Origin of the sequence: Herminiimonas aquatilis (assembly GCF_042665175.1) — a bacterium.
Lineage (GTDB): Bacteria > Pseudomonadota > Gammaproteobacteria > Burkholderiales > Burkholderiaceae_D > Oxalicibacterium > Oxalicibacterium aquatilis.
This window is the reverse complement of the sequence record NZ_JBHTCC010000002.1, coordinates 338,305-360,573: the sequence shown is the minus strand read 5'-3', so window position 1 is coordinate 360,573 and position 22,269 is coordinate 338,305. Positions and strand designations below refer to the sequence as shown.

Here is a 22,269-nt window from a genome sequence, read left to right as displayed (position 1 = left end):
GTTTAGTAGTATAGATAAAGAGGGAAGGTACTAGATAGATAGTTCAGTAAATGCTGAGATAGATATAGAGAAGCAAGCCTACATTCAAGACGTAATAAACCATCATCAATTATTCCCTGATAGTTCGGTTGGAAGCAAGGTGAAAAAATAATCAAAGTATTACTCCATATGTACACATTCAAATGGAGAAACGCTATGAATACTTTTACCTATAATCCCGCCTACCAAGCCAGCATTGCTGCCACCGTAGCAACTGCCTTGCAAATTCATAACCGGGTAACAGCCATCCGGGTAGATCTCAGACTGCCCGATAATTTTGGTGGCATAGACATGTCCAATTCCATCATTACCCGTTTTTTTGAATCACTTAAAGCCAAAATAGCTGTTGGCCTAAAGCACAAAAATAAGGCTTGGGGGCGTAATCACACTTGTATCTTGAAATACGTGTGGGTACGGGAAGTCGGACACCGCAACGGTAAGATGCATTTTCATATTTTGGCATTGCTGAACAAGGATGTTTATTACTCATTGGGAGATTTCAATGATGAATCAGGGAACTTAGCATGCATGATTCGCCAAGCTTGGAGCAGCGCCTTGGGCTTGCCATTTCTCGGATACCAGCAGTTGGTACATTTTCCTGACAGAGGAGTTATGTTCATGGATAAGAACTCACCTGAATTCATGCCGCAACTGCAAATAGTTTTAGATAGGGCGAATTACTTGGCCAAAGAATTCACCAAACAGTACGGAGACGGTCAACGCTCCTTTGGCTGTAGTCGTTGATTGCGTAGTTTTTTGGATAGTTTTTTATTGTGGCGCACATCGTGTAGAGAAGTGACCGGTAACTTTCTATCGGCAACCACTTCTGCCTTTTCACCAAGACAGGAGCACACGATGTCTACTACCATTTCCCTTTTGGAAGATCAGTTTGTCGATATGAGTTTTATGACCCGTTTAACCGGATTGACGGACAAATGGTTCTACAAGTTGATCCAAGACGGCGAATTTCCGCGTCCGATCAAATTCGGACGCAGTTCACGTTGGTTAAAAAGTGAGGTGGAGGCATGGGTTCAAGTACGTGTCCAGCAAGCCCGGAAAGCATAAATGCACACAGCGGTTGCTGCCGACCTTGCAGTAATACAATCGAAAGCTTTAGCCCTTACTAGAACTCAGATCATCCTGCCCCTTGGTACATCTGGTGGTGGAAAAACACTCAGGTCAATATTCAAACAAACTGACCTGAGAAAGTAAGTGCATGTTGGCTTAATGAATGACCGCTTTGGGTCGGGACCAGACGGCTGCTTTCGGCCAGAAGCGGACGTTACATCGTCGTCCTTTGGAGCAGTCAGAAGATCAATTGCAGTAATTCCTCGAACATTCTTCCAAACTCAGCACTTCAAGTCTAAAATGGAATACTTCTCATTTCTGTGATAAATCATGCAGGTTGCTCGTTTTAAGTATCAAATCTTCGTCATCACGCTTTTTTTTATTGCCTTGGTGAGCAGCTCCGTCAGCTACGCGCAGAACACGGCAACGCAAGACAAAGCCAAACAGATTTGGCAAGTTCTGGATTACCTCGCAGTTGACTACGGTGCTGCCGTACAAAATGGCGTCGTCGTGAGCATAGACGAATACGCAGAGATGGAAGAATTTTCGGCTAACGCTGAAAAGCAACTGTCGGAATTGCCGAAAACAGATGCGAGCTTAAAGCTGGTCCAACAATCAGGTGAATTACGCGCTCTGATTGCGGCCAAAGCATCGCCCGAACAAGTCGCGACGCAATCGAGAGCATTGGCAGCCGACGTGCTGAGGGTCTATCCTGTTCCGCTGTCCCCAACTCAGGCTCCTGATCTGAAAACAGGTGCAGCGCTTTATCAAGCGAACTGCGCCTCTTGCCATGGTGCTGCAGGACACGGAGATGGGCCACTTGCCAAGAGTTTGAATCCACCACCGATCGCTTTTTCCGATCACGAACGCGCCAGAGAGCGAAGCGTATTTTCGCTTCAGCAAATTATTTCCCACGGCGTTGCAGGCACGTCAATGCCAGCTTTTACCCAACTGTCAGAGAACGACCGTTGGTCCATCGCATTCTTTGCGTCTACGCTGGCGTACAGTGACGTCGATCGGGAAGCCGGAAAAAAAGCGCGTGCCGAAAATGCCTCGCTTCGCAACGCGATACCAGACCTGAATGCGCTGACCCAAGCGACTGAGGCGGGGCTGGAAAAACAGATAGGCAAAGATGCACGTCCGCTGCTGGCGCATTTGCGCAGCGAGCCAGGTCAAGTGATGGCGTCGAACGATGACAGCCTCGCATTGGCCAAGAAACGGCTCGCAGAAAGCGTGCAAGCCTTACAGGCAGGTGATAAGGCAAATGCGTCTCGCTTGGCGGTGTCTGCCTATCTAGATGGATTTGAAATTGCGGAACCGGCCTTGTCCGCAAAAAACAAAGCGTTGTTCAATGACTTGGAAAAGGGAATGGGCGCATTCCGGGTAATCGTTAACCGCGGCGAATTAACGGAAGCAAAAGAGGCTGAACAAAAACTGCAAATGATGCTGACCCAGGCACAGGACGCGCTAACGACCGCTACCGATGATCGGCTTGCTGCGTTCCTAGGCGCTTTCACTATTCTTCTTCGCGAAGGACTGGAAGCGCTTCTTGTCGTTGTGGCGATGGTAGCATTCTTGAAAAAAGCGGACCGCAAGGACGTCTTGATATATGTCCATGCCGGGTGGGTAGTAGCGTTAATTGGTGGTGGCGTCACGTGGGCCGTTGCGACTTACCTGGTCGATCTCAGTGGTGCAAGTCGAGAAATGACTGAAGGGTTCGCAGCCATATTTGCGGCGGTCGTACTGCTAGGTGTTGGTATATGGATGCACCAAAAGAGCATGGCAGGCCGTTGGCAGGCCTATGTGAAGGAGAAATTGTCGTCGGCGCTCAATCGTCGATCCGCATTCATGCTTTTCATTCTGTCGTTCGTGACAGTTTATCGCGAGGTATTCGAGACTGTCCTGTTCTACGCCGCTCTATGGACCGGCGGAAATGGTGGGTATATGCTGCTAGGCATGGGCGCCGCGATTGTGATTCTGGCGGTAGTGGCTTTCGTTCTATTACGAACATCTGCGCGTTTGCCTATTGGCCAATTCTTTGCGGCTAGCTCGGCATTGGTTGCGATGCTCGCCTTTGTCATGATCGGCAAGGGGGTTGCCGCTTTGCAGAAGGTTGGCATATTCGACATAACGCCGATCTCTTTCCCACAAGTCGATTTACTTGGTATTTATCCGACGACGCAAACCGTTATTGCCCAACTGTTGATATTGGTAATCATTGTTGCCAGCGTCATCTATAACGTTCGATCGTCAAAAAAATAGGATGCAGATTCTCTGCCCGGTAGATGCGAGATGTTCAATGGTACTGGGCAGTACCTCAATAACGTCCGGTTTTAACCATTGCGGTTGTTTTGAATTGTTCTGCTGTCAGGGCATGCAATACGCCACATTGACTGGAAGTACGCTGCCGGTCACAACTGTGGCGTAAATTTGTGAGTTGAACCTGCAGCGTATTGAGCGCCTGTATCTGCCGTTCGACGTCTTCTAAATGATCCTCAATCAATTGATTGAGGTCGTTGCATAGCTAGTCGGATTCTTTTGCAGTTCGATAAGCCTGATAATTTCCTCAATGGTCAGCCCTAATGGAAGGTTGGGAAGGGAGCATGAAGTCCCTTTCGCATGTTCATGTGCTTTGGATGGAACTTGGTTGACTATATAACAAGAGTCTGTGCCTACGGCCATTCAAATTTTATAACAGTGTCGCGAACAGGTATTTGGCTTTTAGGTTGCGGCCAGAATCCATCACGACTATAATCCGCGAGCAATGAAAAAACTTCTGCTGATTTTTGCGCTAGTCATCTTTCCGCTTCAGGTAGCATGGAGCGCGGGAGATGCATATTGCCAGCAAGCAGAAAACGTCAAGCTTCTTCAGTGCCTAGATTGCGTTCCTAATACGCAAACAGGGTTGGACGATGTCCCCGATCTGGACGTCTCCAAATCCGACACGCCCGATCGCGATTGCAGTCAATGTAGCTCAAGCGGTATTGCGTTGATTGCAATGCTGCATGACGTTCTTATCTTCCTCTCTACTTCCATGCCTGCGGAAGTCGTGTCACATCTTCCCCCATCAAGTCCTGTACTGCCTCCTGAGCGCCCGCAGTGGCCGCTCGCTGCCTGACCCTGGTTTTTACCCATTCTGAATCATAGCCCGGCGTTTGTGTTGCCGGACATGCGGCTACGCTCTTTTGGCCAGCGGTCTATTTCCTGCTTGCGCAGCACCTGCTTAGTGCCTTTTCACTAACGGAGTGCAAGCGTAGTGATTCAGAACTAGCTCCCTACAGGGATACACGGAAACACTGCAAGAGGAGCCTGTCATATGTGTTCGCAAATTGGATCGATACCTGCTCCCGTAATGACGTACTTCATCGGTAGTACGGTGATTGCCTTCTTGCTCATTGCCATTTTGGTTTTCTGGAAGGGCGCAGGCAAGCCAATTCAAAAGTCTCATTTAAAGACAGTGGGGCACAGACAGCCGCACAGAGAAAAAAAGCGCAAGCACCGATGATACAAAAGCTGAGTATTGAACGTCGACCTTTGCGGGAAAATTTTGTAAGCCGAGAGAAATTGTATGGAGATATCGATTCGCATGACAAGGATCATCATCTTTCCCACGATACAGCGCATGTATCAGCATTCTTGGGCTATGTAACATGACTATTCGTCACCACATATTAATTCTCGCGTTATCGCTATTACTCGTTGCCTGTGGCGAAAAACGTCCATCACCACCGAAGTTTAATTCGATCGATATTACCAATGCGAAGTGGGGCACAGACTTTCGGCTGACCGACCACCTTGGCCAGCCCAGAAGCCTTAGCGACTTCCGGGGGAAAGCTGTCGCGGTGTTTTTTGGCTACGTGAATTGCCCAGATGTATGTCCGACCACGCTGGCCAAACTGGCGGAAGTGATCAGGACCCTCGGCAAGGATGCGCAGCGCGTACAGGTATTGCTCGTGACGCTTGACCCTACGCGCGACACACCAGACATCCTGCAGAACTACGTCCCTGCGTTTCATCCTTCCTTTGTTGGCTTGTACGGTGATGAGCAGGCAACCGAACAGATCGCGAAAGAGTTCAAAGTGTTTTATCAACGCCAGAAGCCAGACGCGCATGGGTTTTACACCGTCGACCACGGCGGTGGCATCTTCGTATTCGATCCGCAAGGCCGCATCCGTCTCTTCATAGGAGACGAGCATTCGACCGATGTGATCACTCGGGATATAAAAACCTTGTTGGCGCAGTCTGACGGAAAAAGTGGGCAATGAGCGATATCACAACAGCCCGCAGCAGTTATGTCGCCCACATCCCAGCCCAGCTTGAGGCTGACGGCGTGGAATGCTTGCGGGGCGAACGGCGTTTGCTCAAAAACCTGACACTGCAAGTCGGAACTGGTACGTGTCTTTTGGTACAAGGCCCGAACGGTAGCGGCAAAACAAGCCTCTTACGCATCTTGGCCGGCTTGACGCAGCCTGCAGATGGATGTGTGCGTTGGAAAGGGCAGCCAATTAAGCAGTTGGGGGATGACTATCGAAATGATTTGCTGTACTGCGGCCACCACAATGCGCTCAAGGACGAACTCAGCGCAGAAGAAAACCTGCTGGCTGCCGCGGCATTGTCGGGTACGCCGGTAACTATTGACGCAGTACGCGAAGCCTTGCATCAAGCTGGCCTAGCAGGGCGCGAGCGCTTGCCGGTGCGCGTTCTGTCTCAGGGACAAAGACGGCGCGCGAGCCTTGCACGGTTGCTGCTGCATTACCGACCGGTCTGGATTCTAGACGAGCCATTTACCGCGCTGGATACTGATGCAATGCAGTGGCTATCCGCTTTGATTGACCGCCATCTAGCACTCGGCGGATTGACAGTGCTGACCAGCCATCAGGACATTTCCCTGGCAAGAGGCGTGCGCACACTGCGGTTAGGGGTATGACCGACATGACCATTGCATCTGCGTTAATAGGCGTTGTACGCCGCGACCTGCGGCTGGCCATGCGGCGCAAATCCGACATGCTCACCACGCTGTTTTTCTTTGTCATCGTGGTGAGCCTCTTTCCGCTGGGGATTGGACCGGAAATGAGCACCCTGCGAACCATTGGACCGGGCGTGCTGTGGGTGGCGGCGTTACTGGCAACCATGCTTTCACTAGGCCGATTGTTTGAGCAAGACTATCTGGATGGCACGCTAGAGCAGCTAGCCTTATCTCCGGCCCCGCTTGGTGTGCTGGTAATGGGCAAGATTATGGCGCACTGGCTGCTGTCGGGTCTGCCCTTGACGTTTCTGACACCAATCCTGGCATTGCAATTTGATTTGTCACTGCCAGTCATTGTGGTGTTGGCGCTATCGCTCGCTCTCGGGACACCCGTGCTGAGCCTAATCGGTGCCATCGGTGCGGCATTGACTCTTGGAATACGTGGCGGAGGGGTGCTGGTGTCACTTCTGATTTTGCCCCTTTATATACCGGTGTTAATTTTTGGTGCCGGTGCAGTGGAAGCGCAAGCTTCGGGCTTGACGGCCGACGCTCACTTGTCGTTGCTTGGCGCGCTGCTCGCCTTAGCAACATTTTTTGCGCCATGGGCAACGACTGCTGCATTACGCATTGCATTGGAATAATGGAAATACGAGTGAATACCTTATTGAAATATTCTTCCCCGCGCACGTTCTATCCGTTCGCAGGAAAGCTTGTCCCATGGTTCGCTGTCGCAGCAGCCCTATTTGCCATTGCTGGCCTGTTCGTGGGATTTTTTATTGCACCTACTGACGCGCAACAGGGTGAGGGTTATCGCATTATCTTTGTGCACGTGCCGGTCTCGTGGATGTCCATGTTCATTTATCTAGTCATGGCGATATGGGCGGGGATAGGACTTGCGCTCAACAGTCGCCTGTCGGGCATGATGGCGTCCGCCTTGGCCCCGACTGGGGCCATCTTTACGTTCCTGTCGCTATGGACAGGCGCCTTATGGGGCAAGCCGATGTGGGGCGCGTGGTGGGTCTGGGATGCGCGGCTGACGTCCGAATTGATCCTGCTGTTTCTTTACCTTGGCTTTATTGCGTTGCAATCTGCGATCGACGATCCGCGTCGAGCAGATAAAGCCGGCGCCGTGCTGGTCTTGTCCGGTGTCATTAATCTTCCCATCATTTATTTTTCCGTCCAGTGGTGGAACACGCTGCATCAGGGGGCGTCCGTGTCGCTGACTAAGGCGCCTTCCGTGGCTTCCGTAATGCTCACCGGCATGCTGCTGATGGTAGCAGCATGCTGGATGTATGCGGCGGCGACGTCACTTGCGCGCATACGTTGCATCATTCTAGAACGGGAACAGCATGCGGACTGGCTCCAAGAGTTGCGTGAGGTAAGGCAATGAACTGGAACAGCGCGGCAGAATTTTTGGCAATGGGTGGCTACGGCCTGTACGTATGGGGCTCCTTTGCGGTCACAGCCATGTGTCTGATGGCGGAACTGATCTCGCTGCGTCTACGGCGCAAAGCGGCGTTGGCGGTCTTGGACGATGAGGCAGCACTAAAAAAGGAAATGTTGAATGAAAAACCGTTATAAGCGCACTGCACTGATTGTCGGCGGCGTAGCCACACTGGGCATTACTGCAGCGCTGTTACTCAATGCATTCCAAAGCAATCTGGTGTTTTTCTTTACCCCGACACAAGTGAGTGCAGGGGAAGCACCGACTGCCCAGGCCTTTCGGATTGGGGGAATGGTGCAATCCGGCAGCGTGCAGCGTCAACGCGACGATCTCACGGTCAAGTTTATTGTTACCGACACCGCCAAAGAAATGCCGGTGATCTATACCGGAATTCTTCCTGATTTGTTTCGCGAAGGTAAAGGTGTTGTGGCACAGGGAAGACTTGGCAGCGACGGCATATTCCGTGCCGAAACTGTTCTAGCAAAACACGATGAAAATTACATGCCCCCTGAAGCGCAGCATGCGATGGATCAGGCAAAGAAATCTGCTCAAACCGTGAGGCCATAAACATCATGATTCCTGAACTTGGCCATTTTTCCCTGATCCTCACGTTTTTTGTCGCAATCGCACAAGGTGGTTTGGCGTTAGCTGGTGCGGCGCGTGGCAACGTCACATGGATATCCTTTGCGCGACCAGCCGCACGCGTTCAGTTTTTCCTCATCGTCGTGAGCTTCGCTTGCCTGACCTGGGCATTCATTGACAAGGACTTTTCGGTTACCTACGTTGCGAATAACTCAAACACGTTACTCCCGCTTGCTTATCGTATTGCAGCGGTATGGGGCGGCCATGAGGGCTCGCTATTGCTGTGGATGTTGATGCAAACCGGCTGGGCCTATGCGGTGAGCCTGTTTTCCCGGCAATTGCCCGATGCGATGGTGGCACGCGTATTGGGCGTTTTGGGGCTGGTTGCAGCCGGATTTTTGCTGTTTATCCTGTTCACTTCCAACCCTTTCGAGCGCTTATTGCCGGCTGCTCTAGAAGGACGTGATTTAAATCCCTTGCTGCAGGATCCGGGCCTGATTTTTCATCCGCCTATGCTGTATATGGGCTATGTCGGCTTTTCCGTCGTTTTTGCCTTTGCCATTGCTGCGCTTCTAGCAGGTCAACTCGATGCAGCATGGGCACGTTGGTCGCGCCCTTGGGGAACGGCTGCTTGGATTTTTCTCACGCTTGGCATTGCATTAGGAAGCTGGTGGGCATACTACGAACTCGGCTGGGGAGGGTGGTGGTTCTGGGATCCGGTGGAAAATTCCTCCTTTATCCCGTGGCTAGTGGGCACGGCGCTCATCCATTCGCTGGCGGTCACGGAAAAGCGCGGCAGCTTCAAGAATTGGACGGTGCTCCTTGCAATCAGCACCTTCTCACTGTCGCTTCTGGGCGCCTTCCTCGTGCGCTCCGGCGTATTAACGTCCGTGCATGCGTTTGCCACCGATCCGCGTCGTGGCGTTTTCATCTTGATTCTTCTCGCCGTAGTCGTTGGAACCTCGCTGTTTCTGTTTGCTGTACGTGCGCCCAAGGTCGGCTTGGGCGGGCGTTTTGAACTGGTATCCCGCGAGTCGTTCTTATTAATCAACAACGTGGTGCTGGTCGCGGCTGCAGGCTCGGTACTATTAGGCACGCTTTACCCCTTGCTGATTGATACATTAGGCTTGGGAAAACTCTCAGTCGGCCCTCCGTATTTCAATACGGTATTCGTCCCCTTGATGATACCGGCCCTGTTGCTCATGGCGTTAGGACCATTGGCACATTGGAAAAAAGCTAATCTCCTCGATATTCTCAAGCAACTAAGGCTGCCTGCAATACTTGCGTTGTTGGCAGGTGTCATGCTGCCGTTTGTCCTTGGCCGATGGTCGTTGCTGCCTGCATTGGGGCTGGGCGTGGCCGCATGGATTATGACCAGTGTTGCAGTAGCCATCGTTGAGCGTGTTAAAACCACCCGTGGCGGCGTATTGGGGCAGCCACGCAGCTGGCTCGGGATGCATGTGGCGCATTTAGGCATCGGGGTCTTTGTAGCAGGGGTGACGCTGGTCACGAGTTACGGCGTAGAGAAAGATGTGCGCATGGCACCGCACGACACAGTCAGTGTCGGCGGCTACGACTTTACCTTGCTCGGTTTGCGTCCGGCTAAAGGCGCGAATTTCATTGCTACTGTAGGCGACGTTGAATTGTCGCGCGACGGGAACGTAATCAATACATTACATCCAGAAAAGCGCACCTACACTGCGTCGAGCATGCCCATGACCGAGGCAGCAATCGACGTCAACGGACTGCGCCATCTGTATGTATCGCTCGGAGAGCCGCTCGACAGCAACGCGTGGAGTGTACGGATTTATTACAAGCCATTTATAGACTGGATCTGGGGCGGTTGCGTGCTGATGGCACTGGGCGGTTTGCTTGCAATAAGTGATCGTCGCTACCGATTAAAACAGCGTGAGCAACGCAAAGTAGGCGCTGCGGTTGGAGCGTCGTCATGAACCGCTTCATGTGGCCATTGATTAGCTTTTTCGTACTGTTGGCATTTCTTGGTGTGGGTCTCACGTTAAAGCCCAGCGAGGTGCCTTCTCCCTTGATAGGCAAGCCGGCACCGGATTTTTCCTTGGGGCAGCTCGACGCGCCCGAGCAAACGTTTTCCGCACAGGGCATGCAGGGCAAAGTGTGGCTGCTCAATGTCTGGGCATCCTGGTGTGCAGCCTGCCTAGATGAACATCCTGTCCTCCTGGACTTGGCAAAAAGCGGTGTAGTTCCCATCATTGGCCTGGACTACAAGGACGCACGCGATGATGCATTGGCGTGGCTGCGCCGACATGGCGATCCCTATGCATTATCCGTATTTGACGCTCAAGGGCGGGTAGGCATCGACTACGGTGTGTATGGGGTGCCGGAAACCTTCGTCATCGACAAGGCTGGAATCATTCGGTACAAGCACATTGGCCCAGTGACTTCTGCTGTCATACGCGACACGATTCTACCGTTGGTGCAGGAGTTGCAGAAATGAAGCACTGGGTGTTAGCAGTGCTATGGGCTGCGTTAGCACTGCCAGCTTTGGCGCAGAATCCTGCCCCTTCCTATCAGAGCGCACAGATGGAGCAGCGGGTTATGGCGATCGCAACTGAGCTGCGGTGCCTGGTGTGCCAGAACGAATCCATCGCCGGGTCGCGTGCCAGTCTGGCGGTCGATTTGCGTCAGCAGATCCGCGAGCAGGTCGCCGTTGGGAAGACGGACGAAGAAATCATGGCATATATGGTCGCGCGCTACGGTGACTTTGTGCGCTATCGCCCACCGCTTAAAGCCACGACCATGTTTCTTTGGTTCGGACCGGCAATCCTACTTGCTGCGGGTCTGGCCATTCTTTTGCTGCACTTGCGGCGCCGACGCGGCCAGCCCGACGTACTACCGTTAAGTAATGCCGACCGAAAGCGCGCCGAAGCGTTGCTACACAAATCTTCCGAGAGCAGAAAATGACCATGGATTATCTTTTCTTTGGCAGTGCGGCAGTGCTTACGTTGGCTGTGGTGTCAATGCTTGTCCCCCGGTTGTGGCGAGGTACTGCAGCCAACAGTGTCGAGCCCAGCGACGTCAATCTGGCCGTACTGCGCAATCAGATGGATGAGCTGGAGCGTGACCTGGCAAGTGGCACATTGTCCCGCGCCGTCCATGAACAAGCCAAGCAGGAGCTGCAACGGCGAGTGCTGGAAGAAGCGAGTGCGAAGGTTGCAACAAGCGCCGCCGCTAGCAGTAGCAAACCTGTGGCTACAGCACTGGCAATTTTGTTACCCATCGCAGCCTTGAGCAGCTATCTAGCTCTGGGTAATCCAGCTGCGATTGCTCCGCAGGCTCAGACATCCTCCGTTGTCACTCAGACGGACATCAACGCCATGGTGGCGTCACTCGAAGAGAAATTAAGGCGCAATCCTGACAATTCACCGGGGTGGGCCATGCTCGGGCGTTCTTATCGTGCATTCGGTCGCCATGAGGATGCCGTCATGGCGTTTGCGAAGGCTGGATCGACTGTGGACATTGACCCGCAGCTACTCACCGAATACGCAGAATCGCTGGCCTTTTCCCGCAATGGCGAGCTGGCGGGCGAGCCAACTCAGTTATTACAGCGCGCACTAAAGCTTGATCCAAATCATGCGCTCGCACTCGTTCTGGCTGGATCAGCCGCAGCCCAGCGCACTGACTATGCCAATGCGATCATCTATTGGAAGCGACTCCATGCGCAAATGCCGCCTAATTCCGAAGGTGCGCGCTCGATTGAGGAAAGTCTTGAGAGGGTGCGTCGTGCACAACGTGATGCGATGAAAGCGTCCATTAGAGAAAATTCAAGATGAAGATTCAAAAACCATCTGCAACGCGGATGTTGTTCATTACGGTCGTATGCGCCAGCATTTTGATCGGCGTATATGTCGGCTTGCGTGACTACGGTGAAACTGGAGCAGACGTAACCGGCGCAAGTGGATCGAGTGTCACCATCGACATTGGCGGGCAACGGTTTGTGCGCTGGGACGAGCCGCGACCATTGCCTGCTTTATCGTTTCAAGACCAAGACGGTAAAACAGTAAGCTTGGAAAACTTTTATGGTCGCGTAGTGCTATTGAATGTGTGGGCAACGTGGTGTCCTCCCTGCCGTAAAGAAATGCCTTCCTTGGATCGCCTCAACGCCAAGCGTGGCGGCCAGGATTTCGAAGTGGTGGCGCTGTCGATCGACCACGATCCAAGCGCGGTCTTGCCGTTTTATCGTGAAATAGGTATTAAAACGCTGCGAGGCTACTTTGATTCTAATGCCCGTGCATCTGCCGCACTCGGCGCGTTTGCCGTACCGGCTACGCTATTGATTGACAAGAGCGGCCGGGAAATTGGTCGTGCGCTGGGGCCGGCTGAATGGGATAGTGCCGCGGTTGAAACATTAATTGAGCAGGCGCTAAGTTCGCCTTTCAACAACGATTAAGCAAAGGAAGCGCAACGTGAAGCACCTTATTACAAAGTTAACCCGTGCTTGAGCTCTCTATCGCGGGCCTCCTTACCGCATTTGTTGGCGGCATTGCCTCGTTTCTGTCGCCTTGTGTCCTGCCTTTAGTACCTGGATATCTGTCTTACATTGCCGGCGGTACGGCACCGTTGCAGACTGCAGACGCAGATTCTCGCAGTGAGCGCTGGCGAGCGCTTGGCTTAAGTGGCTGTTTCGTTTTGGGCTTTTCGATTGTGTTCCTTGCCTTGGGTGCGAGCATCACCGCCATCGGCCGACTTTTTCTGGCGTATCGCTATGAAATGAATATCGCCGCCGGCATTGCGATTGCATTTGCCGGATTAGTCGTGATGGGCGTGTTGCGTATGCCGGTTTGGGTGCATCGCTATTACCGTTTCGATCCTGCTGCAAAGGGCGGCAAGCCGTTACCAGCGGTCGTACTGGGCATGGCGTTTGGATTTGGCTGGACACCGTGTATTGGTCCGGTATTGGGGGGCATCTTGGCGCTAGGCGCCACAAGCGACAGTGTTGGCCGCGGTACGCTTTTGCTGGGCGTATATGCAATTGGTCTAGGCATTCCCTTTTTGCTCGCGGCGTATTTTATGGCCCCGTTCACGCGGCGCCTTGCCACATTGCGCCAGGCGGGCCGATACCTGCAGGTAATTACCGGTGCGATCCTGGTCGCAATGGGAATTGCAGTCGCGAGTGGCCAGTTGATGCATTTTGCAATCTGGCTGCTCAAAATCTTTCCCGTTCTTGGACGGATAGGATGATGTCAACGTATTGAAATCAAGGAACATAAACATGAATAAAACAATGGTAATGACGATTTTTTGGTTGCTATTAGGAACAGCGGTCCAAAGTGCCACGGCTGCCAGCACTAATAATGCAACAGGAGCGTCGGCTGCATCGAGTACAAGCATGCCGACCGTTACTGGCGCATGGGCACGCGCGACAGCACCTGGTCAGATGGTTGGAGCGGTCTACATGACCATTGCCAGTCCGGTAGGTGCGCGCTTGCAGAAAATCGAAACCAGCGCGGCAAAGATGGTGGAAGTGCATGCTATGGAACATCAGAACGGGATCATGCGCATGCGGGCGGTGCCATCTCTGCATTTGGCGGCAGGGGCCACCGTCGACTTGGCACCCGGTGGCATGCATTTGATGTTGATGGGGCTAAAGCAACCACTCAAGGCGGGAGACACCCTGCAGCTCACGATGACATTTACCACAGACAAGCTTGCCGCGAACACACTCGTAGTTGATGTTCCAATTCGGACAACCAAGCCGCAATGATTTTGGCAGGGCAGAACCAGCGGGATCACAAAACTTTACAAACTAAAAAGGGCATCATGAAATTTATTTCCCATGTACTCACCGCAATTTATTTTGGCGTATTTGCTTATGGTGCCGCAGCTTCTCCTGCAAATCCGCAAAACGGTGTGGACTATCGCACGCTTGAAAAGGCGCAGCCTACCGAATCGGTAGACAAAGTTGAGGTGACGGAGTTCTTTTGGTATTCGTGCCCACACTGCTATGAGTTTGACCATCCGTTGACTGAGTGGGTAAAAAAGCAAGGAAACAAGATTGCCTTCAAACGTGTACCGGTCGCATTTCGGGATTCATTCGTTCCACAGCAAAAGCTGTATTACACGCTGGAATCATTGGGAAAGCTCGATAGGTTGCACGGCAGAGTGTTTCAGGCCATTCATGGTGAACGCAACCGTTTGGATACAGATGCCGCAGTAGTTGACTGGGCTGTCAAACAGGGCTTGGATAAAAAGAGCTTCTCGGATTTGTATTACTCATTCAGTACCCAAGTTAAAGCGAATCGAGCGACGCAACTGCAAAATGCCTATCGCGTCGATGGCGTGCCTTTGGTGGCCATTGATGGACGGTATCTCACATCGCCATCGATTGTGGGCCAGCGCATGAAAAATCAACCCGAGTCGGCACTACACGGTGCCACGTTCCAAGTCATGGACTGGCTGGTTGCGCGGGCAGGCAAGGACAAGGGTCAGCGTGCTATGCCGGCAATGCAAAGCGCGCCGACCAAAAACCAATAGTAATGGGGAAAAGGGCATCCATGAGGTGCTGCGTATTTGGATAGGATAAACATGTCGCTAATTAGAACCACCCTGAGTGCAGTTTCCCGCACCTTGCAAGGCAACCATAGGTGGATAGCGGCTTGTGCCTTGTTGACGATAGTGTATGCACATGCGGCTGTACCGGGCAAGGAAAGTAAGCTGCATTTACCCGTGTCGTCGCAGCATACCAGCCCCGATAGCTTGTTAAATCAAATCTATCAGGCGATGGCGGCAAACAATCTGCGCGCAGCGGAGGAAAAGGCGGATGCGCTGGTTGCTGCATTCCCGAACTTTCGGCTTGGTCATTTGATTCGCGGCGATCTATTGCTCATGCATACTCGGCCAGTCGCGGCGCTGGGCGCTGCATACGCACAGGAAAATGAAAAACTGCAGGAGCTGCGCGCAGAAGCGAGGGCACGTCTTCACTCCATTCGCAAGCGTCCTGACCCGACACTGATACCCCGTGCGCTTTTAATGCTGCGTGGCGATCAAAAACACGTCTTGGTTGCTGACACTAAGCGCTCGCGCTTGTACGTTTATGAAAACCAAGGCGGTCAGCCCAAACTGTTGGCTGACTACTATGTGAGCCAAGGAAAACTCGGCATCGATAAACTAAAAGAAGGCGATAGAAAAACACCGCTTGGCGTTTATTACATTACAGCTCGTATTCCATCATCGCGGCTACCGGACTTCTATGGTTCAGGTGCCTTGCCGATCAACTATCCCAATGAATGGGACAAGCGCACGGGGCGCGGTGGGTCGGGCATTTGGTTGCACGGTACACCGACAGATACCTTTAGCCGTCCACCACTGGCTTCGGAAGGATGCTTGGTATTGACCAACCCGGACCTGCAAGCCCTGTACAAGCTAGTTGACATTAACAATACGCCTGTTGTAATCAGCAGCCAAGTCGAGTTCGTCACCAAGGAAACTTGGAGCAAGGAACGCAGGCACGCGGCACAATTTTTTGAAGGCTGGCGACGAGATTTCGAGAGTCGGGACTTAAAAAATCTGCTTACCCATTATTCCAGTCAGTTCACATCCGCAAACGGCACACGTATCGCCTCCGAGCTTGGAAAACAAATGGCAACGTTGCAGGGCAAAAAGAATATGTCGATTTCATTGCAGGATATGTCGATTTTTTATTACCCAGGATTCAGTGACATGATCGTGGGTACCTTTACTACAGTCGTAAAAGTTGGATCTAGAAAAGACACTACACGGCTTCGCCAGTTTTGGATCAAGGATAAGGGGCGCTGGACCATTCTTCATGAACTCAGGCTTTAGTGGGTCTCGCAATGCCAAGGTACATGATTGGGATGTGGCATTGATGATTGCCATTGTGCAGGCTTACTGGTTCGCTTCGCAACTATCCAAAGGCTGACTACGGCAAGTGTTAAAAGCTAAACGGCTGATAGCATATCTAGGTTGAGCCACTGTTTTGGCAAGAACGGATTAAATATCCTAACTGAGCGGAACACGGCGCGCACCGCGTGCAAACATGAATCCTCTGAAACCAAACAATAGGCAAAGGGCGGACCATACTAAGATCGGTAAGTTGCCGAACCTGATATAGGGAGTGCTGCCCGTAAAACCTTGTGCCATGCCAGTCAAGACCATTGTTTCATGTGGCTTGGCATGTGCAAGAATGCGGCCACGCTCGTTGATAATTGCTGTCATACCCGTATTTGTTGCCCGTAGCATAAATCTACCTGTCTCAAGGGCGCGCATTTGCGCAATTTGCAGATGCTGTGGCAAGGCCAGCGAATCGCCAAACCAAGCTAAGTTACTCATATTCACCAACACGTTCGCTTCCGGGGCGGCGTGAATAATCTCTTCGCCAAATACATCTTCAAAGCAGATATTGATTGCAACTTTCCCAACTGACAGTTGCATGGCGGGCTGCATGGCCTCTCCAGGGGATAAATCTGTTAGAGGAATTTGCAAGATATTAAGCGCCCATGCAAACAGAGGCTCTGCAGGGATATATTCGCCAAACGGCACAAGGTGCTGTTTTCGATAGGTATGGCTGACGGAAGGGCCGATGCTGACTGCGCTATTGAAATAGGTGGGGCTGTCTTTGTCCAAGATTCTTTCTGCGATTCCAACAATCATATCCGCACGTTTGGCAATTGCGAGCTCCTTCAACTTGTTTGCATAAGCTGTTGGGAGTTGATCCTTATACAAAGGCATTGCCGTTTCTGGCATGACAATCAGCGACGCATCGCTTTGTTTGGCCAGTAAATAATAAGTATCCAACGTGTCGTTCAATTGATTAGGCCGCCACTTTAGATCTTGCGGAATGTTTCCTTGCAAAAGAGCGACCCGAAAAGGAGCCGAACTTGGTGCGGTCCAGTCAATCTGTTGCAGACACGCACCCAACACCCATGCAATCGACAAGATAGCAATTGACGCGATTCTCGCCATGCGGCGGGTTGTTTGAATCGCTAAAAACATGGTGGCTGTGAAGACTACCAATGCCGATACCCCGTACACCCCGATAATCGGTGCATACCCTGCCAGGGAGCTGCCCGGGATTTGTGAGTAGCCAACGGCTAGCCATGGAAAGCCAGTCAACAAAGTGCCGCGCAACCATTCGGTGACGACCCAGATTGCGGGAACGAATAACGCAAGGAAGGAAAAACCGGAATAACGGAAACGCCAGCATATCCCTCCAAAGAGAGCAGGGAAGAGCGATAAATAGGCACAAAAAAGAAAGGTCGCCAATGTGGCAGAGACCGGAGCCATGCCGCCATAGGTATGCAGACTAATATAAATCCAGCTTACCCCCGCGCCAAACTTGCCTATGCCAAAACAAAATGCTACAAGCATGGCGCGTGTTGCCGACGGCTGGCGTAGTACCAGCATGAGCAAGCCGGTGAGCGTCAAGACGGGAATCAGAAAATAATCAAATGGAGCATATCCAATGACTGTTAGAACGCCCAGTACAAACGCGAATGCGCAGGAAACCAATGGAATCTGGGTAAGATCAATTAGCGTGTAACGCAACAGCGCCGTCTTATTTTTCTCTAATAAAATTGATTGCATGAGGCGCGTCGTTGTTATCTTCACATTGCACATGTTGCGGCGCGTCGGCCTTGCAAGATCGCATTCTACTTAGATTTAGCATTAAGTCCGACAGACGATGTTCCGTCGTCTGACATAATCTAATCGAGGTAATAGACACCACATACATTGATGGAACGGTAAGTTCAACAATGACAATTACAATGTCGTGCGCTGATGGATATGCCAAAAAATCACGCGTTGTTTCGAAAAAACTTTATTTTCTTACCCGCGTCGCACTTCTTCTTCATGCGCCGAGGGAGCTTATTTTGTTCTTCTGCTCTTGCCGCATGTAGTAGCGGTGGCCTCTGCGGTGAGGTCTTTTAGTATGGCACAATGCTTTGCCTTGTTTGTGGCATTGCATAGACGACGTAATCCTTTGAGGTGCTTTTCCAGTTCGCGTAGGTCAGCGACGCGCGCGGTAACATGGCTGATATGCGTATCAAGCAAAGCATTAACATCTTCGCAATTTTCCTCTGGTGCATCCCTAAACTTAAGCAAGGTGCGAATTTCTTCCAGCCCTATGTCAAGTGAGCGGCAATGGCGAATAAGAGAAAGCCGCTCAAGATGGTTTGCACCATACATACGGTAATTTGAATCCGTTCTCGATGGCGCTGGTAGCAAGCCTTCCCTTTCGTAATACCGTATGGTTTCCACCGTAGAGTTTGTTCGTTTCGCTAGTTCGCCAATACGTAAGTTATCGAATCTCATTTCCAGCTCCGTGTTTTTTAACGCTAAAAAATAGCTTCATGGTTTTGATGGCTGCGTCAAGAGTTGATCTACTGTATCGGCATTCTTATCCGCCAGCTTAAAAATTTCACCATTAATTCTTGAAAGCGTGAAAGCGCTTGACCATGTAGTGGCTTTATGGTTTTAAATAGAGGTATAACCCGCTTGAGAAGGATGAAAAAATGAGCAAAAGCACGTCAGAGCAAACGACTTCTTCGTCCATATGTACCAGCAGTAGTGCGTTGATGGAAGGCCGCATTGCACGGCAAACAATCTTTAGAATTGACGATATGGATTGTGCCTCTGAAAAGAATCTCATTCAAAACGGCTTGCTGCCGGTCAAAGGCATTGTTTCTCTGGATTTTGACTTGCCCAAGCGTCTGCTTTACGTGACACATTCCTTGTCTTCAACCGTGCCTATCTTAGCGGTACTGTCAGTAATCGGCATGCACGCGCGGGAAGTCGAGAGAAATGAGGCGACAGAACAGGCAAAATTAAAAATTGCCAACATGGATTGCCCTTCCGAAGAAAAGCTGATTCGCGAGAAGCTGCAGGGAATGACAGGTATTCACGAATTGGACTTTGATCTTGCCAACCGTACCCTTACCATTACGCATGTACCAGGTATGCTAGACCTAGCCAAGCAAGCCTTGACTGATATCGGATTTAGCCCGCAGCCGCCCGACGCGCGAGCTGCATGCAGCACCGAGCTCGCTGAAGCGCCCGAAGTTTCCGAGGCCGAGCCAACATCAGGCACGTGCAGCGCAACACCCGTAGTTGCAACGTCATGCGGATGCAGCACAGCGGACGTGCCATTACTCACCGCTACAACAAAGACGTCAATTCAAACTGCTGCAGGCCAGCAGACATTATTCCGTATCCAGAACATGGATTGCCCGACGGAAGAAGCACTCATTCGCAGTAGCCTGCAGAAGGTGTCCGGTATTCAGGCGCTTGACTTCAATCTGGTGCAGCGCACCTTGTGGGTTACGCATTCCCTGCCATCGACCGTGCCGATCATGAAAGCGCTGTCCAATGTCGGCATGCGGGCACAGGAAGTCGTTCCCCACAGTGGGACAACGCGCACGGCATTAATCATTTCTAAGATGGATTGCCCAACCGAAGAAGCGTTGATCCGCAAGCGCTTGGGCACAATCGTGGGCATTGAGGATATGGAATTTAACCTCATGCAGCGTACGTTGACGCTTACCCATGCGCTAGACGCCCTTAACCCGGTTTTGGCTGCACTCAAGGAAATCGGACTGGAAGCGCAAACCAAAATGTCCGAAGTCGCCAGCGAAGAGACGGCCCAATCTCCGGTACACAAATATTCGTGGATCCCAATGGCCTTTTCCGGCGCGGCCGCCCTTAGCGCCGAAGTCGTGCACTGGATGAATGGCGGCACGAACAACTGGCTTGTCATCGCCTTAGCCTTGGCCGCCATTTTCACGGGCGGTTTGGGAACCTACAAAAAAGGCTGGATTGCGTTGAAAAACCGCAATCTGAACATGAATGCCTTGATGTCGATTGCCGTGACCGGTGCCATGATTATCGGCCAGTGGCCGGAAGCGGCGATGGTCATGTTCCTGTTTGCGTTGGCCGAACTTATCGAGCAAAAGTCGCTTGATCGTGCCCGCAACGCAATTCGTGGTTTGATGGATATGGCGCCAGAGACGGCAACGGTGCGTGAAGCAGACGGTTCATGGCAGCAACGCGATGCCAAATCTATTGGTATAGGTGCTGTGGTGCGCGTTAGGCCCGGAGAGCGCATTGCGCTTGATGGAAAAATTATCAATGGTCAGTCAACAATTAATCAGGCACCGATTACGGGTGAAAGCGTACCACTCGAAAAAAGCATCGGCGACCCGGTTTTCGCCGGCACCATTAACGAAGCAGGTTCATTCGAGTTTGCAGTCACAGCCCTAGCGAGCAACACAACCTTAGCGCGCATCATTCATGCGGTCGAACAAGCCCAAGGCAGCCGTGCACCGACGCAGCGATTTGTCGACCAGTTTGCCAAAGTGTACACACCGGCGGTATTTATCGTTGCGTTGCTGATCGCCATTGTGCCGCCACTAGTGTTTGCGCAGCCATGGTACGACTGGATCTACAAAGCATTGGTATTGCTGGTCGTGGCCTGTCCTTGCGCGCTTGTGATCTCTACGCCGGTAACCATTGTCAGCGGCTTGGCAGCTGCTGCGCGCAAAGGTATCCTCGTCAAGGGCGGCGTTTATCTGGAGCAGGGCCACAAACTCACGTGGCTAGCGCTCGATAAAACCGGCACACTGACCCTAGGCAAGCCAAGCGTCACGGAGTATCAACCATTGAATGACAACCCTTCTGCGACACTGGCCATTGCAGCTAGTTTGGCTGGCCGAAGCGACCATCCTGTCTCACATGCCGTGGCGGTATACGCCGATTCCCAAAAAGTTGAGCATCAGGAAGTCGAGCGGTTCAATGCATTGTTGGGAAGAGGAGTCGAAGGCGTCATCAACGGTCAAACCTACTGGCTGGGTAACCATCGGCTGGCCACGGAGCGCGGACAAATCACGCCGCAACTCACACAACAATTGGAAACACTGGAGCGACAAGGGCGGACTGCCGTAATGCTGGGCACATCAAACGCAGTGCTGGCTATTTTCGGCGTGGCCGATACCGTACGGGAAACCAGCCGACAAGCAATTGCTGAACTCCACGCACTCAATGTCAAGACGATTATGCTAACCGGTGACAATGCCCATACAGCGCGGGCGATTGCGGCTCAAGTTGGCATTGACGATGCGCGGGGCAATCAATTGCCAGAAGATAAACTGCGTGTCGTAGAGCTGCTGTCAGCCCAGTCTGGAACCATTGGCATGGTGGGCGACGGCATCAATGATGCGCCGGCATTGGCCAAAGCCGATATTGGATTTGCCATGGGTGCGGCAGGCACGGACACTGCAATTGAAACGGCGGACGTGGCTTTAATGGACGACGATTTGCGTAAGGTGCCGGCGTTCGTGCGGCTCTCTCGCACCACGGCACAGATCCTGACCCAAAACATTGTCTTGGCGTTGGGTATTAAAGTCATTTTCGTTATCTTGACCTTTACCGGTCATGCGACGATGTGGATGGCTGTATTCGCCGACATGGGAGCAAGCTTATTGGTCGTATTTAACGGCTTGCGTCTGCTACGCAAATGATTGTAAAAAATATCGTTTATGACTGGGGTGGGTTAAACAGCTTGATCTTTCACGAGCTTAACAATAGTAGGTCCGCCATGGTCGAGCCGCTGGCCATTATCGGCAACCTGATCGGCAATTATTGGGGCTTACCGGTATTGCTGGGCATATTGATGATGTGGGCACAGGTTTGCGCGCGCAAGAACAATGGCATGGCAAGCCAGCTACGCGTGCAAGTAGGGCGACTAATCATTGGTTTTGCAGTGGCTTGGCTATGCGTCGGGCTACTCAAGGTAGGTTTTGACTTCCCGCGGCCACTAACGGTATTTGGCTCTCTAATTCAGGTGATCGGCGAACCGGAAATTCGGTATAGCTTGCCAAGTGGGCATTCGGCTTACATAGCGCTGGTTAGTATGATTCTATGGCCGCTATGCCCACTTGCTTTGCGCAGCCTTTTGCCCGGTCTGATCTTGTGGGTTGGGTGGTCGCGGATTGTCTCTGGTGCTCATTTTCCTGCGGATGTACTTGCGGGCGCTTTGATTGGATTACTCAGTGCTAGACTTGCTAACCGTCTAGTAAAACCTTTGCCTTGGCAGTTAAGCAAGCAAAGTAGAGAATAGGAGCAAGCGGCGCAGCAGCAATCGCAGCCTTTACAGTTACCTGATTCAGAGTTAGGCAAGGAT

The 22,269-nt window shown here is 51.9% G+C and carries 23 protein-coding genes; 21 read left to right on the top strand and 2 right to left on the bottom strand.

Features of this window, described 5'->3' with window-relative positions; translation table 11 throughout:
- Positions 1-195: 195 nt before the first annotated feature.
- From ACFQO0_RS11245 to ACFQO0_RS11155, 19 genes are all read left to right on the top strand, one after another.
- Entirely contained in the window at positions 196-783 is a 588-nt protein-coding gene (locus ACFQO0_RS11245) for an inovirus Gp2 family protein (RefSeq protein WP_382234636.1), read from the top strand.
- Between the two features lie 111 nt (positions 784-894).
- Positions 895-1,104 (top strand): helix-turn-helix transcriptional regulator, encoded by a 210-nt coding sequence (locus ACFQO0_RS11240; protein WP_382234634.1) that lies wholly within the window; start codon positions 895-897, stop codon positions 1,102-1,104.
- A 333-nt stretch (positions 1,105-1,437) separates the two neighbouring features.
- Positions 1,438-3,369 carry an FTR1 family protein gene (locus ACFQO0_RS11235; protein WP_382234632.1) on the top strand — a complete coding sequence of 644 codons (1,932 nt, stop codon included), beginning with the start codon at positions 1,438-1,440 and terminating at the stop codon, positions 3,367-3,369.
- Positions 3,370-3,871: 502 nt separating this feature from the next.
- Positions 3,872-4,225, top strand: a complete 354-nt coding sequence (locus tag ACFQO0_RS11230; RefSeq protein WP_382234630.1) for a hypothetical protein — start codon at positions 3,872-3,874, stop codon at positions 4,223-4,225.
- A 532-nt stretch (positions 4,226-4,757) separates the two neighbouring features.
- On the top strand, positions 4,758-5,372 hold the full coding sequence (locus ACFQO0_RS11225; protein ID WP_382234628.1) for an SCO family protein: 615 nt from the start codon (positions 4,758-4,760) through the stop codon (positions 5,370-5,372).
- Complete coding sequence (ccmA, locus tag ACFQO0_RS11220; protein ID WP_382234626.1) at positions 5,369-6,034, top strand: cytochrome c biogenesis heme-transporting ATPase CcmA; 666 nt, start codon at positions 5,369-5,371, stop codon at positions 6,032-6,034. The genes ACFQO0_RS11225 and ccmA overlap by 4 nt, the downstream gene beginning before the upstream one ends.
- A gap of 5 nt (positions 6,035-6,039) precedes the next feature.
- Positions 6,040-6,714 carry a heme exporter protein CcmB gene (gene ccmB / locus ACFQO0_RS11215; RefSeq protein ID WP_382235090.1) on the top strand — a complete coding sequence of 225 codons (675 nt, stop codon included), beginning with the start codon at positions 6,040-6,042 and terminating at the stop codon, positions 6,712-6,714.
- The gene (locus ACFQO0_RS11210) at positions 6,714-7,463 is read left to right on the top strand and encodes a heme ABC transporter permease (protein ID WP_382234624.1); all 750 of its coding nucleotides are present in this window, start codon (positions 6,714-6,716) and stop codon (positions 7,461-7,463) included. The genes ccmB and ACFQO0_RS11210 overlap by 1 nt, the downstream gene beginning before the upstream one ends.
- Positions 7,460-7,654, top strand: a complete 195-nt coding sequence (ccmD, locus tag ACFQO0_RS11205; protein WP_382234622.1) for a heme exporter protein CcmD — start codon at positions 7,460-7,462, stop codon at positions 7,652-7,654. The genes ACFQO0_RS11210 and ccmD overlap by 4 nt, the downstream gene beginning before the upstream one ends.
- Positions 7,638-8,084, top strand: coding sequence for a cytochrome c maturation protein CcmE (ccmE, locus tag ACFQO0_RS11200; RefSeq protein WP_382234620.1), 447 nt, complete (start codon positions 7,638-7,640; stop codon positions 8,082-8,084). Before ccmD ends, ccmE begins: the two co-directional genes overlap by 17 nt.
- Positions 8,085-8,089: 5 nt before the next feature.
- Positions 8,090-10,051: a heme lyase CcmF/NrfE family subunit gene (locus ACFQO0_RS11195; protein WP_382234619.1), complete on the top strand. Its 1,962-nt coding sequence runs from the start codon at positions 8,090-8,092 to the stop codon at positions 10,049-10,051.
- Positions 10,048-10,572, top strand: coding sequence for a DsbE family thiol:disulfide interchange protein (locus tag ACFQO0_RS11190; RefSeq protein ID WP_382234617.1), 525 nt, complete (start codon positions 10,048-10,050; stop codon positions 10,570-10,572). Before ACFQO0_RS11195 ends, ACFQO0_RS11190 begins: the two co-directional genes overlap by 4 nt.
- A complete protein-coding gene (locus ACFQO0_RS11185; RefSeq protein ID WP_382234615.1) occupies positions 10,569-11,039 on the top strand; it encodes a cytochrome c-type biogenesis protein in 471 nt (156 codons plus the stop codon). Before ACFQO0_RS11190 ends, ACFQO0_RS11185 begins: the two co-directional genes overlap by 4 nt.
- A 2-nt stretch (positions 11,040-11,041) precedes the next feature.
- Positions 11,042-11,908: a c-type cytochrome biogenesis protein CcmI gene (gene ccmI, locus ACFQO0_RS11180; protein WP_382234613.1), complete on the top strand. Its 867-nt coding sequence runs from the start codon at positions 11,042-11,044 to the stop codon at positions 11,906-11,908.
- Complete coding sequence (locus tag ACFQO0_RS11175) at positions 11,905-12,525, top strand: TlpA family protein disulfide reductase (RefSeq protein WP_382234611.1); 621 nt, start codon at positions 11,905-11,907, stop codon at positions 12,523-12,525. The genes ccmI and ACFQO0_RS11175 overlap by 4 nt, the downstream gene beginning before the upstream one ends.
- A 44-nt stretch (positions 12,526-12,569) precedes the next feature.
- On the top strand, positions 12,570-13,316 hold the full coding sequence (locus ACFQO0_RS11170) for a cytochrome c biogenesis CcdA family protein (protein ID WP_382234609.1): 747 nt from the start codon (positions 12,570-12,572) through the stop codon (positions 13,314-13,316).
- Positions 13,317-13,347: 31 nt separating this feature from the next.
- Positions 13,348-13,839: a copper chaperone PCu(A)C gene (locus ACFQO0_RS11165; protein WP_382234608.1), complete on the top strand. Its 492-nt coding sequence runs from the start codon at positions 13,348-13,350 to the stop codon at positions 13,837-13,839.
- Positions 13,840-13,895: 56 nt separating this feature from the next.
- A complete protein-coding gene (locus tag ACFQO0_RS11160) occupies positions 13,896-14,609 on the top strand; it encodes a thiol:disulfide interchange protein DsbA/DsbL (protein WP_382235088.1) in 714 nt (237 codons plus the stop codon).
- A 129-nt stretch (positions 14,610-14,738) separates the two neighbouring features.
- Positions 14,739-15,917: a L,D-transpeptidase family protein gene (locus ACFQO0_RS11155; RefSeq protein WP_382234606.1), complete on the top strand. Its 1,179-nt coding sequence runs from the start codon at positions 14,739-14,741 to the stop codon at positions 15,915-15,917.
- Positions 15,918-16,094: 177 nt separating this feature from the next.
- On the opposite strand, the gene lnt is transcribed toward ACFQO0_RS11155, so the two are convergent.
- The gene (gene lnt, locus ACFQO0_RS11150; RefSeq protein WP_382234604.1) at positions 16,095-17,678 is read right to left on the bottom strand and encodes an apolipoprotein N-acyltransferase; all 1,584 of its coding nucleotides are present in this window, start codon (positions 17,676-17,678) and stop codon (positions 16,095-16,097) included.
- 282 nt (positions 17,679-17,960) lie between these two features.
- On the bottom strand, positions 17,961-18,407 hold the full coding sequence (gene cadR / locus ACFQO0_RS11145) for a Cd(II)/Pb(II)-responsive transcriptional regulator (RefSeq protein ID WP_382234602.1): 447 nt from the start codon (positions 18,405-18,407) through the stop codon (positions 17,961-17,963).
- Positions 18,408-18,607: 200 nt separating this feature from the next.
- Between cadR and ACFQO0_RS11140 the strand changes: the two genes are divergently transcribed.
- The gene (locus tag ACFQO0_RS11140; RefSeq protein WP_382234601.1) at positions 18,608-21,607 is read left to right on the top strand and encodes a heavy metal translocating P-type ATPase; all 3,000 of its coding nucleotides are present in this window, start codon (positions 18,608-18,610) and stop codon (positions 21,605-21,607) included.
- On the top strand, positions 21,604-22,206 hold the full coding sequence (locus tag ACFQO0_RS11135; RefSeq protein ID WP_382234599.1) for a phosphatase PAP2 family protein: 603 nt from the start codon (positions 21,604-21,606) through the stop codon (positions 22,204-22,206). The genes ACFQO0_RS11140 and ACFQO0_RS11135 overlap by 4 nt, the downstream gene beginning before the upstream one ends.
- Positions 22,207-22,269 lie beyond the last annotated feature (63 nt).

Excerpts from the sequence above, each read along its gene's own strand:
- ACFQO0_RS11245 (WP_382234636.1), top strand. The coding sequence starts at position 196 with ATGAATACTTTTACCTATAATCCCGCCTACCAAGCCAGCATTGCTGCC.
- ACFQO0_RS11240 (WP_382234634.1), top strand. The coding sequence starts at position 895 with ATGTCTACTACCATTTCCCTTTTGGAAGATCAGTTTGTCGATATGAGT.
- ACFQO0_RS11235 (WP_382234632.1), top strand. The coding sequence starts at position 1,438 with ATGCAGGTTGCTCGTTTTAAGTATCAAATCTTCGTCATCACGCTTTTT.
- ACFQO0_RS11230 (WP_382234630.1), top strand. The coding sequence starts at position 3,872 with ATGAAAAAACTTCTGCTGATTTTTGCGCTAGTCATCTTTCCGCTTCAG.
- ACFQO0_RS11225 (WP_382234628.1), top strand. The coding sequence starts at position 4,758 with ATGACTATTCGTCACCACATATTAATTCTCGCGTTATCGCTATTACTC.
- ccmA (WP_382234626.1), top strand. The coding sequence starts at position 5,369 with ATGAGCGATATCACAACAGCCCGCAGCAGTTATGTCGCCCACATCCCA.
- ccmB (WP_382235090.1), top strand. The coding sequence starts at position 6,040 with ATGACCATTGCATCTGCGTTAATAGGCGTTGTACGCCGCGACCTGCGG.
- ACFQO0_RS11210 (WP_382234624.1), top strand. The coding sequence starts at position 6,714 with ATGGAAATACGAGTGAATACCTTATTGAAATATTCTTCCCCGCGCACG.
- ccmD (WP_382234622.1), top strand. The coding sequence starts at position 7,460 with ATGAACTGGAACAGCGCGGCAGAATTTTTGGCAATGGGTGGCTACGGC.
- ccmE (WP_382234620.1), top strand. The coding sequence starts at position 7,638 with ATGAAAAACCGTTATAAGCGCACTGCACTGATTGTCGGCGGCGTAGCC.
- ACFQO0_RS11195 (WP_382234619.1), top strand. The coding sequence starts at position 8,090 with ATGATTCCTGAACTTGGCCATTTTTCCCTGATCCTCACGTTTTTTGTC.
- ACFQO0_RS11190 (WP_382234617.1), top strand. The coding sequence starts at position 10,048 with ATGAACCGCTTCATGTGGCCATTGATTAGCTTTTTCGTACTGTTGGCA.
- ACFQO0_RS11185 (WP_382234615.1), top strand. The coding sequence starts at position 10,569 with ATGAAGCACTGGGTGTTAGCAGTGCTATGGGCTGCGTTAGCACTGCCA.
- ccmI (WP_382234613.1), top strand. The coding sequence starts at position 11,042 with ATGGATTATCTTTTCTTTGGCAGTGCGGCAGTGCTTACGTTGGCTGTG.
- ACFQO0_RS11175 (WP_382234611.1), top strand. The coding sequence starts at position 11,905 with ATGAAGATTCAAAAACCATCTGCAACGCGGATGTTGTTCATTACGGTC.
- ACFQO0_RS11165 (WP_382234608.1), top strand. The coding sequence starts at position 13,348 with ATGAATAAAACAATGGTAATGACGATTTTTTGGTTGCTATTAGGAACA.
- ACFQO0_RS11160 (WP_382235088.1), top strand. The coding sequence starts at position 13,896 with ATGAAATTTATTTCCCATGTACTCACCGCAATTTATTTTGGCGTATTT.
- lnt (WP_382234604.1), bottom strand. The coding sequence starts at position 17,678 with ATGCAATCAATTTTATTAGAGAAAAATAAGACGGCGCTGTTGCGTTAC.
- cadR (WP_382234602.1), bottom strand. The coding sequence starts at position 18,407 with ATGAGATTCGATAACTTACGTATTGGCGAACTAGCGAAACGAACAAAC.
- ACFQO0_RS11140 (WP_382234601.1), top strand. The coding sequence starts at position 18,608 with ATGAGCAAAAGCACGTCAGAGCAAACGACTTCTTCGTCCATATGTACC.
- ACFQO0_RS11135 (WP_382234599.1), top strand. The coding sequence starts at position 21,604 with ATGATTGTAAAAAATATCGTTTATGACTGGGGTGGGTTAAACAGCTTG.